The sequence below is a fragment of the Cycloclasticus sp. genome, assembly GCF_019090545.1.
GTDB classification, from domain to species: domain Bacteria; phylum Pseudomonadota; class Gammaproteobacteria; order Methylococcales; family Cycloclasticaceae; genus Cycloclasticus; species Cycloclasticus pugetii.
Genome location: NZ_JAHRVT010000019.1, coordinates 1 through 14082, shown reverse-complemented (window position 1 = coordinate 14082; position 14082 = coordinate 1). Strand labels below are relative to the sequence as shown.

10 protein-coding genes are annotated in these 14082 nt (G+C 41.9%); 3 read left to right on the top strand and 7 right to left on the bottom strand.

What is annotated here, in order from left to right; all coding sequences use genetic code 11:
• Positions 1-4: 4 nt before the first annotated feature.
• Positions 5-3505, bottom strand: a complete 3501-nt coding sequence (smc, locus tag KUG63_RS03880; protein ID WP_287554117.1) for a chromosome segregation protein SMC — start codon at positions 3503-3505, stop codon at positions 5-7.
• A gap of 134 nt (positions 3506-3639) precedes the next feature.
• On the opposite strand from smc, the gene queF reads away from it, so the two are divergent.
• On the top strand, positions 3640-4029 hold the full coding sequence (gene queF / locus KUG63_RS03875; RefSeq protein WP_016389693.1) for a preQ(1) synthase: 390 nt from the start codon (positions 3640-3642) through the stop codon (positions 4027-4029).
• Positions 4030-4636: 607 nt separating this feature from the next.
• Here queF and htpG read toward each other — a convergent pair.
• Positions 4637-6541 (bottom strand): molecular chaperone HtpG, encoded by a 1905-nt coding sequence (gene htpG, locus KUG63_RS03870; RefSeq protein WP_015005485.1) that lies wholly within the window; start codon positions 6539-6541, stop codon positions 4637-4639.
• 216 nt (positions 6542-6757) lie between these two features.
• On the opposite strand from htpG, the gene KUG63_RS03865 reads away from it, so the two are divergent.
• Positions 6758-7627 carry a bile acid:sodium symporter family protein gene (locus KUG63_RS03865; protein WP_016389696.1) on the top strand — a complete coding sequence of 290 codons (870 nt, stop codon included), beginning with the start codon at positions 6758-6760 and terminating at the stop codon, positions 7625-7627.
• Between the two features lie 211 nt (positions 7628-7838).
• Here KUG63_RS03865 and KUG63_RS03860 read toward each other — a convergent pair whose 3' ends face one another.
• The 3 genes from KUG63_RS03860 to KUG63_RS03850 all read right to left on the bottom strand — a co-directional run bounded on the left by KUG63_RS03860 (position 7839) and on the right by KUG63_RS03850 (position 10819).
• Positions 7839-8744 (bottom strand): DMT family transporter, encoded by a 906-nt coding sequence (locus KUG63_RS03860; protein WP_016389697.1) that lies wholly within the window; start codon positions 8742-8744, stop codon positions 7839-7841.
• A 93-nt stretch (positions 8745-8837) separates the two neighbouring features.
• Entirely contained in the window at positions 8838-9851 is a 1014-nt protein-coding gene (locus KUG63_RS03855; protein ID WP_020932854.1) for a ketopantoate reductase family protein, read from the bottom strand.
• A gap of 5 nt (positions 9852-9856) precedes the next feature.
• On the bottom strand, positions 9857-10819 hold the full coding sequence (locus tag KUG63_RS03850) for a dihydrodipicolinate synthase family protein (protein WP_016389700.1): 963 nt from the start codon (positions 10817-10819) through the stop codon (positions 9857-9859).
• 314 nt (positions 10820-11133) lie between these two features.
• Between KUG63_RS03850 and KUG63_RS03845 the strand changes: the two genes are divergently transcribed.
• Positions 11134-12585 carry an NAD-dependent succinate-semialdehyde dehydrogenase gene (locus KUG63_RS03845; protein ID WP_020932856.1) on the top strand — a complete coding sequence of 484 codons (1452 nt, stop codon included), beginning with the start codon at positions 11134-11136 and terminating at the stop codon, positions 12583-12585.
• A 102-nt stretch (positions 12586-12687) separates the two neighbouring features.
• Here KUG63_RS03845 and hemH read toward each other — a convergent pair whose 3' ends face one another.
• Together hemH and KUG63_RS03835 are read right to left on the bottom strand one after the other, a co-directional pair.
• Positions 12688-13707: a ferrochelatase gene (gene hemH, locus KUG63_RS03840; protein WP_287554113.1), complete on the bottom strand. Its 1020-nt coding sequence runs from the start codon at positions 13705-13707 to the stop codon at positions 12688-12690.
• A 14-nt stretch (positions 13708-13721) separates the two neighbouring features.
• The coding region (locus KUG63_RS03835) for a DUF1731 domain-containing protein (protein ID WP_287554111.1) at positions 13722-14082 on the bottom strand (361 nt) is incomplete at its 5' end.

Genomic DNA, 14082 nt, shown 5'->3' with positions numbered 1-14082 from the left:
GCGTTTAACCAGTTGCCATTTTAGCGGCTTCTTCCAAATCAACGGTAACCAATCTCGATACGCCCGGTTCTTTCATGGTGACCCCAGCTAGCTGCTGAGCCATTTCCATCGTTGATTTATTATGTGTAATCAAAATCATTTGAACATTATCTGACATTTCTTTAACCAGTTCAGCAAAACGACCAACATTTGCCTCATCTAATGGCGCATCCACTTCATCTAGCATACAAAAAGGCGATGGGTTTAAATCAAAGATTGAAAAGACTAAGGCCACGGCCGTCAGTGCCTTTTCGCCACCTGACAACAAATGGATTGAGCTATTACGTTTGCCCGGTGGCCTCGCCATTACCGTTACGCCGGTTTCCAACAAATCTTCGCCTGTTTGCTGCAAATACGCATGCCCACCACCAAATAGTTTTGGGAACCGTTTTTCAAAACCTGCATTTACTTTGTCAAACGTTTCTTTAAAAAGCGCTTTGCTTTCTCGGTCAATTTTATCAATCGCTTCTTCCAATATCCTCAACGACTCGGTCAAATCAAGCTGCTGATCATTTAAGTACTGCTTTCTTTCAGACTGTGTTTCATACTCTTCAATTGCCGTCAGGTTGATTAGACCCAAACCATTTATTTTTTCAGCAAGCGCATCCACCTGCTCTTGCCAATGAGTCTCATTTGCATCCTTGGGCATCTCATTCAATGTGTCAGCCAACTCAACGCCCGATGATTCAAGCTGCTCAATTAAGGTTTGTTTTCGCACCAAGATAGCCTGATGTTCTATTTTTGCGGCAGACGTGTTGTCCCTTGCCTGTTGCACTAGTTGCTCAAATTCATGACGCGTTGTTTCCAAGTTTCTAATTGTTTGTTCTGTCGATTCAGCCGTAGTCCTGACTTCTACAAGACGTTTTTCAATAGCAACTCGATTTTTAAGTAGATCAGCCAAAGTCACTTCCTTTTCTTCTATTGGCTCATCGCTCATGGTTAATTGAGCCTGCAATTCCGCCACTTTTTCTTTTGCATGAAGCAAACGCTCGTTAACCCTCTCAGCATTTTGAACAATCAGCGCTTGTGATGAACGTTGCGCTTCGATCTTTAACATCAATGAATGCACTCGTTCACGCGAACTATGCACTTGTTGCTTTATCCTATCTAAGAGGTCTTTTTTAACTGAACGCTCTTTTTGTAATGCAGCACGCTGTGTTTCTATTTGTGCTGATTGACCAATGGCCTGCTCCAATACGCGTTTGCTTTCTGTTAAACGCTCTTGATCGGTCGCTTGGTTCTCAACGAGCTGATTAATATCAACCTCTAGCTCTGCCAGCCTTTGCGTCGCCATCTCCAGTTTTGAACGCTGTTCATTTATCTGCATCCACAACTGCGACACTTGCCTGACTGCATTGCCTTCTTGTTGGCGCAACTCAATACCTTGCTTCTCGAGCTCAGACACCTCGTCTCGCGCCTTTATTAACCAACCTTCTTTATCTAAAACATTAGTCGACACCACGTGCAATTGTTGAGTTAACTCTTTTTTCTCTTTTTCTAGCGCCAAGGCACTATCTTTTTGCGCATTATGCTGAAAATAAATACTATCCACATGCAGCCAAACACACTCTTTAGTGATAACTGATTCATGCTCTTTTAATTCATTCATTAAGACTTTTGCCTGCTCCAGCGTTTCAGCAAAATGAACATTTTTCAGCAAAGCCATTGCGGGTAAATCAGAGGTAATCAGGCTCGCTAACGACGTTTTACAAGGTGATTGTTGAGACTTAACCGTTGTATCAAAGAATGTTAAGCCATCAACTGGGTATTGCATGCCAGCATCAACGACAGCATCCATACCCTCAGTACAAATTGCCTGTAACCTTACCCCCAAGACTGTTTCTATTGCTTTTTCCCAGCCAGTTACCACGTCTATTTTCTCAATTAACTTAGGTGCTTGCGCTAAGCCTAGGCCCTTTAACCACTGCCTTTCCGTTTCATCTGGCTCACCTAAACTAGAGCGCTGCAAAACAGTTATTGATTCAACCCTTGCCGTTAAACGTGACTTTTCAGCACGCAAGTCGGCTAAAAGCTCACTTTCTTGATGAATTAACGACTGCATGCTAGCCATTTTTTCGCGATTCTCTTGCACTGCTGATTGACTCTTTTGTTGCTGAGTTTCAGACAGAGCATGTTGTTTTTCAAGGTCGCTTAAGTCAACACGTTCCAAAGCTTCCTGAAGTGTTTTTTGCTCGTTTGTAAACTTAGATAATTGTTTCGACGCTTGCAAAAGTTGTCTGTCAAGCTGAGCTATTTTAGCGTTTTCAACATCAATGCTTCTTTTAGGCTCGGCTACTCGATAAGTAAATTCATCCCATGATTGCTGCCAATCTGCCATTGCTTGTTCTTGATCAGCTAGCGTTTTATTCGCTGTTTCTAACCGTTGCTTTACCTCAACCAGTTCAGCTTCACTTTTCTTAATGGCATCATTTGTTTCTGCCAATTTTCTATCACCTTCGTCTTGCTCTTGTGTCGACAGCGTCAGCAATTTGCTAACATTTTCCAATTCTGACTCATGCTGTTTTTTTAAGCTTTGTTGGTGCTGCAGAGCTTGTTCAACCTTGGCGATCTCTGACCCGGTCGCATAAAACTCCGCCTGAACTTCGCCTAGCTGTTTCTGCTGCAGACTATGCTGCTCACGTTGCTGCTCTATATTTTTTTCCAGCTCTCGCTGTGCAGCTAGCGTCTGCTCCACTTTTAATTCAAGCAATTTAATGGCTTTAAGCTGCCCCTCATCTTGCTCATCAAGCCGCTGCCAACGTAATGCCAATAACTGTGCTTTAAATTGACGCTCTTCTGCTTTTAAGAGCTTGTAACGTTCGGCCGTAGTGGCCTGACGCTTTAAATGACGACATTGCTTTTCAATTTCATCACAAAGATCAGCGATACGCTCCAAATTTTCTCGGGTACGGCGCATTCTATTTTCAGTATCACGACGTCGCTCTTTATATTTCGAGATGCCGGCCGCTTCTTCAAGGAACACACGCAGTTCATCTGGTTTCGCTTCTACCAAGCGTGAAATGGTACCTTGTTCAATAATTGCGTAACTACGTGGCCCGAGCCCAGTACCCAGAAATAAATCTGTAATATCCTTACGCCGACAGCGCGTGCCATTTAAAAAGTATACCGATTGCCCTTCCCGATTCACTTGTCGCCGCAAGGCTATTTGTTGATAGCCAGCAAATTCACCTGTTATGGTGGCATCGGTATTATCAAAAATAAGTTCGACAAATGCTTGGCCAACCGGTTTACGCGTTGTTGAACCGTTAAAAACCACATCAGCCATTTGGTCACCACGCAGATGCTTTGCTGAACTTTCACCAAGCACCCACCTAACGGCATCGATCACATTTGATTTACCACAACCATTAGGCCCAACAATACCGACCAAATCACTAGAAAAAGGAATGGTCGTTGGATCAACAAATGATTTAAAACCGGATAGTTTTATTTTTTCCAAGCGCATCGAATAACAATACAGGAATGTACTTTTTTCACAAAGAATACTGGTAAATTTAGCCGATAAAAAAGCCGATTAACACCCTTCGCTTTATATTCAATGTAAAATGCGCTTTTAAAGACAACATCAATGATATTTTAATGAGCACACAACCTAATACCGACTTAGAAACCTTTCCTAACCCAAATACTGAGCGTGACTACACGATCCGCATAGACACCCCTGAGTTCACTTGCTTATGCCCAAAAACGGGACAACCTGATTTTGCAACACTGACGCTTGAGTATGTGCCTAACGAAAGCTGTATCGAACTAAAATCCTTTAAACTTTATATTTGGTCTTACCGAGACAAAGGCGCCTTCCATGAAGCGGTAACCAACTCCATTTTGGCAGACTTGGTTAAAGCCTGTGAGCCACGTTTTATGCGCCTTTCAGCCGAGTTTAATGTACGAGGTGGTGTTTATACCACGGTCGTCGCTGAACATAAGGATAGTAACTGGGAACCTAGCACGCCTGTGCAACTACCGTAAAAAAACGAACGAACTTTTCTGCATCAAGGCCAGCATTCAGTTTCAATTCATCACTAAGTCTTATCCTTTAACTGCACATTAACAGAACTGCTTTTGCAGTTAAGGATAAGATGATGAAATCACTACATATTATTTCCGCTATTATTTTTTGTTCTTTGTTAACAATAAGCGCGGACACGTTAGCTGACAGAAGACATTCTGATCGCTCAGATCATACCGATCGTAACACTGGCTTTTCAAGCCACCATAACAAGCACTATTCACATAATAAACACCAAAACGGCTACTCGACAAAGCAACATTGGAAGGCAAGAAAACATTCGAATAAGCATTCACAGCATAATTACCGCGACCGCCGTTATTCAAACTATAACAACCACCCTAAGTATTATAATTATAACAGTTACCGGCCAAAGCATTATCACTACAATAATTACCAATCAGGCCATCGGTTTAATAATGCCTTAAACCGTCTTAATTACTACAACCCAGGACTCAACCTGTATTTAAAATTTTAGCCCCTTCCCTTGTGAGATTTATATCTCACATACTTAAAAGGCGGCCATTTGGCCGCCTTCTTTTTAGCATTGAAAAAGAACTTTACTTTTTACAATAAAGATTGCAGTAATTTATTTAAGCGGTGTACAAATGTTGCCGGGTCTTCTAACTGACCACCCTCACTCAACAACGCTTGTTCAAATAACAAGTTCGATAAGTCAGCAAAGCGCTCATCATCCGCTTCATCCTTTAGGCGTTGAATAAGTGCATGGTCTGCATTGATTTCGAAGATTGGCAAACTGGTCGGCATGTCTTGGCCTGCCGCTTTCATAATGCGCTCCATGTGTGCGCCCATCTCATGTTCATCTGCAACCAGACAAGCAGGTGAATCGGTTAGCCTTGAACTAACACGCACATCCTTAACCTTACCATCTAACGTGCTTTTGATTTGCTCAAGCACGCTGTTTAGCGATTCATCCTCTTTCTTATCATCGGTCTTTTTATCCGCTTCATCCTTATCTGATGAATCCAGATCAAGATCACCCTTAGCGACTGATTGTAAAGACTTGCCGTCAAACTCTGGCATATGCTGAACTAACCATTCATCAACATGGTCGGTCAATAACAGCACCTCAATACCTTTCTTTTTAAACACTTCAAGGTGTGGGCTATTTTTAACAGTTGAGTAGGCACTTCCCGTTAGGTAATAAATTTTGTCTTGGCCTTCTTGCATATTTTCAATATAAGAAGCCAAGGTTACGGTTTGTTTACCCTCAGTTTTTGTGGAAGCAAAACGTAATAATTTAGCAATCCGATCTTTATTTTTTACATCTTCGATAGGCCCTTCTTTCAAGACTGCGCCAAACTCTGCCCAGAAGGTATCAAATTTTTCAGGGTGGTTTTTAGACAATCCTTCAATCAACGACAATATTTTTTTAACCGCGCCGGCTTTTAATAGATCAATCTGTTTGCTTTGCTGTAGTAGTTCACGCGAAACGTTAAGCGGCAGGCTGTCTGAATCAATAATACCTTTAACAAAACGCAAGTAACGTGGCATTAATTCGCCACCTTCCATAATAAAAGTACGCTTTACATATAGTTTTACACCACTGGTTGCTTCTCTATCCCACATATCAAATGGTGCTTTTGCAGGCACATACAACAGCAATGTATATTCATTTTTACCTTCTACCTTACTATGTGTATAGGCAAGTGGGTCTTGATAATCGTGAAGTGTTTGTTTGTAAAACTCATGATAGTCTTCTTCGGTTAAATCATTTTTTGCTTTTGTCCATAACGCTTTAGCACTATTAACGGTAATATCGTCTGGCTCATCTTCTTTCTCTTCATCCTTGTTTTCATTTTTCATCACAATCGGAATATCCAAGTGCTCAGAAAACTTATGAATAATGGCCTGTAGACGGTATGACTCTAAAAACTCGTCTTCACCTTCTTTCAAATGCAAAATAACATCGGTGCCTCGTGCCGCTTTTTCTACGGTTTCAATAGTGTATTCACCTTCACCTGATGATTCCCATTGAACGCCCATGCTTTTATCTTCGCCTGCTTTGCGTGTTACCACTGTCACTTTATCAGCTACGATAAAACCAGAGTAAAAGCCGACACCAAACTGGCCAATCATTTGGCTATCTTTGCCTTCATCACCCGTTAATGACTCAAAAAACTTTTTAGTACCTGAATGCGCAATGGTGCCGATGTTTTTCTTTACTTCCTCTACCGTCATACCAATGCCGTTATCGGAAATTGTTAGCGTTCGCGCCTCTTTATCAACTGACAAACGAACTTTCAGCTCACCATCACCTTCATATAATTCTTCATTAGACAGTGCCGAAAAACGTAATTTATCTGCAGCATCTGATGCATTTGAGACTAATTCACGTAAAAAAATCTCTTTGTTGCTATAAAGCGAATGGATCACTAAATCTAATACTTGTTTCGTTTCCGCCTCAAAGCCTAGCGTTTGTTTTTCATTCTTTTCTATTGTTTCACTCATTAAAGTTACCTTTTATCCATCAAGTTTATTTGCAAATCCAGATATGGGGTCTTGCGAAATATTTTTCAAGCCCTCTCACCAAGGCCTTAAAATTTCACAACGCGAAATCAATCAGCAAGCCTATTAACAGCCCAAGCGCTGAGCAAAAACTGGCTTGATTAGCATTGCTTTACATATAAGACTATACTGATAAAAGATAACTATAAAAAAAATATCATGATCAGCTACCTTGTTACTATTCTCTTAACTTTACTGATGTTTGGCATGGGCCTTGGACTCACTATCCAAGATTTTAGCCGAGTTTTTACCATTCCAAAGGCCGCTTTGGCAGGCTTAATAGGGCAATTAATTATGTTGCCACTGCTTGGATTTATATTGTGTTATACATTAAATCTAAGTGGCGCTATAGCCATTGGCATTATGTTATTAACCCTATGCCCTGGTGGTGTGTTATCTAATATGTTTACCCTGATCGCACGAGGCGATTTAGCACTATCTGTCACGATGACCAGCATTTCCAGCCTAATCACCGTCTTTACGTTACCGGTTATTCTTAACCTAAGCATGATCTACTTTAACGATGAAACCATTCAGCTGAGTTTACCTCTTCTGAAAACAGCCAGCCAAATCATGTTGATTACCGTCATACCTGTCAGCTGCGGCATGTTGGTATTACAATATGCGCCACGCTTTGCGAAAGCCTCTAAACAATGGGTGCGAAGAGGCTGTGGTGCTTTCTTGCCTTTCCTGATTGTTGGGATTTTTATGCAAAACGGTGGGTCTTGGTTTGAACACTTCGTACAAGTGGGTCTATTAACTATCTGCCTGAATATCCTGTCTATATTACTGGGCTACGGTATCGCTAAATTTGCAAAACTTGAAAGGCCCCAAACCAAAACGCTTTCCATTGAAGTAGGTGCGCAAAATGCAATGCTAGGTGTCACCATTGCTATTAGCCCTTTTTTACTCAACAATGCCGATGTGGCGATGGTCCCTTCTATTTATGGGGTCACCATGGTTATCATTTTATGGCTCTACGCCTTAACGACAAGCAGAGTTGATAGGCTGCAAAAAGCTAACATATAACAGAACATTATCTGACTATTGGCTCGCCCATTCGTCAAATAGCAGACCTAAGTACATGTATTGAAAAGTTTTTACCGTACGGTTTCATCAGAAGCCTTACACAATAATGTGTTTATAGTATGTTAACCCGACTTAACAAAACCTAGATAACACAAATACAACTCGGCTTCATTCAAATAATCACTCATCACCCAGTCAGCACAAAGAAATATCAATCTTTCTTGCTAACAACCTTTTGCCTATTGGCATATAAGCTGCCACCAATAATTAATACCATACCTATTAACTGGTAATCGTGCAGTACTTCGTCCAATAAAAGCGACGACAAGACGATTACATAAATTGGAACCATATTAAGGAATAATGACGCACGAGCTGGACCAATAATCATCACTCCCTTATTCCAAAACAGCAAAGACAGCACCGTAGGACCAATACCTATGAACACAACTGCCATAATAACCTCAGCATTGATAACCGGCTTAATAAGGTAATTGGCTTCATACACCCCCAACGGGATCACAATGAAAGTTGATAATAAAATACCCAAGGCTGTTACTACTAAAGGGGTAACCTTCGCCATTGCCAGTTTCGCCGCAATACTATAAACGGCCCAAATAAAAATGGACCCTAAAATAAATAAGTCACCCTTATTAAATCTCAACGCATAAAGGCTCTCCATGCTCCCTTTACTCAAAATAAATACCAAGCCAATAACCGAAACAAACGCCGCTATCCAATGTTGACGGCCTAACTTTTCTTTTAAATAAAACGCTGCTGCAAAAGCCACAGCAATCGGCGCTAGCGAATTAATCAAACCCACATTAATGGCCGTTGTATAGCGCAAACCAAAATACACGGTTGCTTGATAGGCAACTGTTCCCGACAATGCAATTAAAAACACCTCTTTCCAGCCGAGTAAGCGGGTCACTCCTTTAAGGTGCCCTGCTTGGTGCAGTAAAAACAAAAATATAAAGCTACCAATCAGCATTCTCACGCTCATGATGCTCCATGGACCTAAAAAGTCTTTTAAGTAACTGCCAAAAAAAACATTACCCCCCCATAAAATACTGGCAACATTTAAATACAGTAATGCTTTTATTGTTTCTTTATCCATGACTATCAATTCTTAAGTTGGCTCGACACCTTACACGCTACTTGCCTTATAAGCACTAAACAAATGCACCTAAGCCCTGTAATTTTTTTACCTCTAACGTAGGCTGTCGATAGTTTTAATAACACGATATGCACCAACGAAGGTAGGGATTGCCACGTTATTTTCCTTTGCTGCTTCAATTAAAGGTAAAAACAAAGCATCTACTTCTGTCAATTTGCCATTAATAACATCTTCATGCATTGATGTCCGGATACCCCGACGCAAGGTTTTCATATGCACACCTAAATCAAGGCAAACTTGAACAGCATCCTCAAACGTAGCGTCATCCAATACTTTAAGAAAAGAAAAAGGCGCATAAAAATCCTGTGGAACATATCCCATTGCTTTGTAGGCATCAATTAATTCTTTGGCAATCGTTACATAATGCTCAGCCCCTTCGCGTACTGAAATACCATCAGCGTAATCTAGCGCTGGGTTTGCACTTAACGTACTAGCAGCCCAGGCCGACGCGCCAGATACCTGAACCGCTTTTTCCCATAAAACGTGATTAATATCGTCAACAGATTCTGCTTTTAAATTTGCCCCACTAAAGGCCTCGGCTAATAGCTCGGTTCGCTCTGTAGTGCCGCCATCAAGTTCACCAAAAAAGGCTGTTATTGGCGCGCTGACATGATTATTAACCTTCCCTGGCGCAAGCAAAGTACCCCCTTCAATCGTTGAGCCACCAATCACTTTTTCAACACCAAAACGTTCAATCAACAAAGCCTCTTTACCAACACCATTTTGCATCGTTAACGCACAGTTAACTTGATTAACTAAAACTTCGGCATCATTTAAGGCGGTCCGTGCATCTTTGGCCTTGGTTAATAAAATATAGTAGTCAATAACGCCTTCTACTTGATCCGGCACGGTAACGGCACTTAAATTATCCTTAATTAACATGTCACCTAAGCGCCCAACCATTTGCAGGCCTTTTTGATTGATAGCATCTGCATGTGCTTGCCGACCAATTAATGTTACTTGATGCCCAGATTTAGCTAAATACCCCCCTATTACAGAGCCCAAACCGCCTGCGCCATGTATGCAAATATGCAATTTTTTTTTCATTATATTTAACTCACGCCCAATTCTTTTAATGTTGACTGAATACGCGCCTTTAGTGCAGGCGTGCATTGCTCGATAGGGGGACGAATAGGCCCGGCTTTTAAACCAATCTCTTCAAACCATGCCTTCATACTAGCTAAGGCACTGGCATAGGTGAATGTTTGCACTACATCCCAAATAAACACTTCATTATAAAATTCTCGAATATCGTTTAACTGTGCACTTGTTTGATAAGCTTCTTCCCACTTGCCTGCTGCCGACAAGGCCATATAATCTTTGACGATATGACGTTTTTTGCCATACAAAATATAAGACAGCTCACCAAATACTGTTTGCCCACCCTTTCGCAGGTCATCACAAAAAACAGATTCAAACGGGTCAGCTACAATAAAATCAGGGCGAATGATGCTGCGAATTTTTAACGTTTCCACGCGATTCATAACGCCCTGTTTTGTTCCTACAACAGTCTCCAGGTCTGCCAAACGTTGTAGTAAATCCCAGCCGAGTACTTTGCCGGAAACCGGCGTTCTGTATAGCACAACCGCCAAATCCGAGCTATCGGTGATAAATTTAAACCAATTATAAATTTCATCATCACTTTTGAGTTGAACAACGGGGTTTATCACTTCTACACCGTCATAGCCAAGTACTTCTAGGCGCTTCATCTTTTCAATTGTTTGATAAGCACTGGGGTCCAATAATATTGAAAATAAGGGAATCCGCCCATTAACTGCTTCGGCAACCACCTCATGATAACGGTACCATTCGTCTAGCGTTGCATTCCAGCACTCGGCGATGAAACCACCCACTACTAGACCATCCACACCCATTTCAATAAATGCTTCAATATTTTCACGAATCCCTTCTTCATCAAAAGTAAAGTCATCATTCATTGGTGAAATAGGACACATAAACAAACCCTTAATGTGTTCATTCGCCCACTGTTTCGCTGTTTCTCTGCTGTAATTCATGCTCTTCCCCTGTTTAGTCTTTATTATTTTTTTAGCACTTCACAATGACATCTACCACTGTTTTTATTACTGCTTCACCATTACTCCTTTATTTGATATTTGCAAGGTGTTCTAACATCATAACCCCAGCTCATATTTAATCAATCAGCTTGACACTCCCTTACTGCAAGATTGAGCATTAAGCCATGGCCTACCCTTAAATATTTGCAGTAGTAAGAATTAAAAACGCGATGCTAATAATATTTGCTTTAAGCTTTTAATCCTTTAAATTTATATTACTATGATCTTCTGTCTTATAAAGCCGCTATAAAATCATGCACATTGAAAATAGAAAGCTTTTCAAACAACACGCGTTTATCAACGGGCAATGGGTAGATAGTACTGACCACCAAAGGCTTGCTGTTTATAACCCAGCAAATAATGAGCTTATAGGCCATGTCCCTTTGCTTACTGCAAAACAAACTCAAGACGCTATTTTATGCGCTCAATCTGCATGGGAAAAATGGCAAAAACGCCCCGCCAAAGACCGCTCTAGTATTCTAAGAAAATGGTTTGAATTAATTATCGACAATCAAGAAGACCTTGCTACCATAATGACAACAGAGCAAGGCAAGCCTATCAACGAAGCACGTGGAGAAATATTATACGGAGCTAGTTTTGTTGAGTGGTTTGCTGAAGAAGCAAAACGAGTATACGGCGACACCATTCCCGCCCCCAGTAATGATAAAAGAATCATCGTCATCAAGCAGGCTATTGGCGTTGTTGCAGCGATCACACCTTGGAATTTCCCAAATGCGATGATCACACGTAAATGCGCACCGGCTCTAGCAGCTGGTTGCCCCGTTATCATTAAACCAGCATCGGAAACGCCCTTTTCTGCACTCGCGCTGGCTGAATTAGCCGATCAAGCTGGAATACCACCTGGCGTGTTCAATGTCGTCACCGGACAAGCCAGCACCATCGGTGAAGAACTAACATCAAGCCCCATCGTACGTAAACTCTCATTCACGGGCTCTACAGAGGTTGGCAAAACCTTAATGCGCCAATGCGCAGATACGATCAAAAAAATAAGCCTTGAATTAGGTGGAAATGCACCCTTTATTGTCTTTGATGATGCCGACCTAGATGCCGCTATTGAAGGCGTGATGGCCAGTAAATTTAGGAACACAGGGCAAACCTGTATCTGTGCAAATCGAATATTTGTTCAAGACAGTATATATGATGAATTTGCCGAAAAGCTAACCGCAACAGTACGTCAACTCACTGTTGCAAATGGTATTGAGCCGACCGCAGAGCAAGGACCTCTGATTAACACCGCAGCACTTGATAAAGTTAAAGAACACGTTGATAACGCCGTTCAATTAGGCGCTTCTGTGCTAACCGGTGGAGCGTCGCATGAATTAGGCGGGCTCTTTTTTCAACCCACCGTATTAAGCAATGTCTCTCCGGCGATGAAAATCACTCATGAAGAAACATTTGGCCCCGTTGCCCCGCTCTATCGCTTTACAACAGACCAGCAAGCCATTGAGCTTGCTAACGATACACCTTTTGGCTTAGCCGCTTATTTTTACTCACAAAACATTAAGCGTGTGTGGCAAGTTGCTGAATCGCTTGAAGTAGGTATTATTGGCATCAATGCGGGCATTATTTCATCAGAAGTCGCGCCATTTGGAGGCGTTAAAGAGTCTGGTATTGGCCGCGAAGGCTCTAAATATGGTATCGATGAGTTTGTAGAAATCAAGTATTTATGCCTAGGCAACATGTAAACAATTCGGGGCCAAGGTTAAAGTATTAATGTCGCTTTTACTCAGTCACCCATTATTGAAACTGCGATTAAATACAAGGATATTGTTCCAAGCTTAAGCTTTTTATCCCTCCTTCGCTTCGCACCACGCCCCTAGCGTATTAACCCATGCAGGGTGATCATTAAGACACGGAATTAACTGTAACTCGCCCCCCCCTGCTTCCTTAAACACCTCGTCTGCACGAATGGCTATTTCTTCGAGTGTTTCTAAACAGTCTGTGACAAAAGCGGGACAAATCACCAATACTTTTTTAACGCCTGATTGGGCCAGTTCGCGCAAGCGGTCCTCTGTATTAGGCGCTAACCATTTAGCGCGGCCAAGCCGAGACTGGAAACTAACCGAGTATTTTTCGGGTGCTATTTGCGCCTGTTCTACAAAACATTGCGTGGTGCGCATCACTTGGTGGCGATAACAGGTTTTATGCGCTTCGCTTGGGCGTTGGCAACAGTCTGCACTTTGCAGGCAATGTTGGCCCGTTGGGTCACGTTTTGTAATATGCGATTCGGGTAGGCCGTGATAACTAAAAACGATGTGATCGTAGGCTTGCTCTAAATAAGGCTGGGCGCTGTTTACTAAGGCATTAATATAGTCAGGTTGGTCATAAAACGGTGCAACAACGTTAAGCTTGATGTTTAGATCGTGTTCTTTAATAACCCGCTCGGCTTCTTCAATAGAGGTGGTGACGGTACTATCGGCAAAATGTGGATACAGTGGGATGTACAGGACTTCTTCTATACCGGCTTGTTGACTGAGCGCTAATAATTCCGTCTCAATACTGGGCTTGCCATAGCGCATGGCCATTGCAACAGGCATATCTAATTGAGATTGCAATGCGTTTTTAAGCCGCTCTGATAAAACAATCAACGGCGAACCTTCATTCATCCAGACACTTTTATAGGCTTCAGCAGAAGCTTTTGGCCGCGTTGGTAATACAAACAGGCTAACAATCATTCGGCGCAATAACCACGGTAACTGAATAACGTGGGGGTCCATTAGAAATTGATTTAAATAGCGCCGAACTGAGGCTGTATCGGTATTGTCTGGTGATCCTAAGTTAGCCAATAATACTGCTTTGTTTGTCATTATGTCGTCCGCTGTTAGTGTTTGGTTTGTAAAATATCTGTTAACGCTGTTTGTAAATCAGAATAAGCAAAGTTAAAACCCATTGCATGAGCTTTCTCGGGAATGGCTCGTTGCCCTGTTAATAATAAGCCAGACATTTCACCTAATACGCCTTTAAGTAACCAAGCAGGGATTGGAATAAACGCATAACGATGTAGGGTCTGCGCTAAGGTTTTGGTAAGTTCATCGTTACGTACTGGGTTAGTAGAGCACGCATTAAATGGCCCTTGGGCTTGCTCGTTATCAGCAAGGAACGCCAGCAAGCGTACCATATCGTTAATATGCACCCAAGGCATGTATTGTTGACCAGAGCCGAGCTTTCCCCCAAGGCCTAAT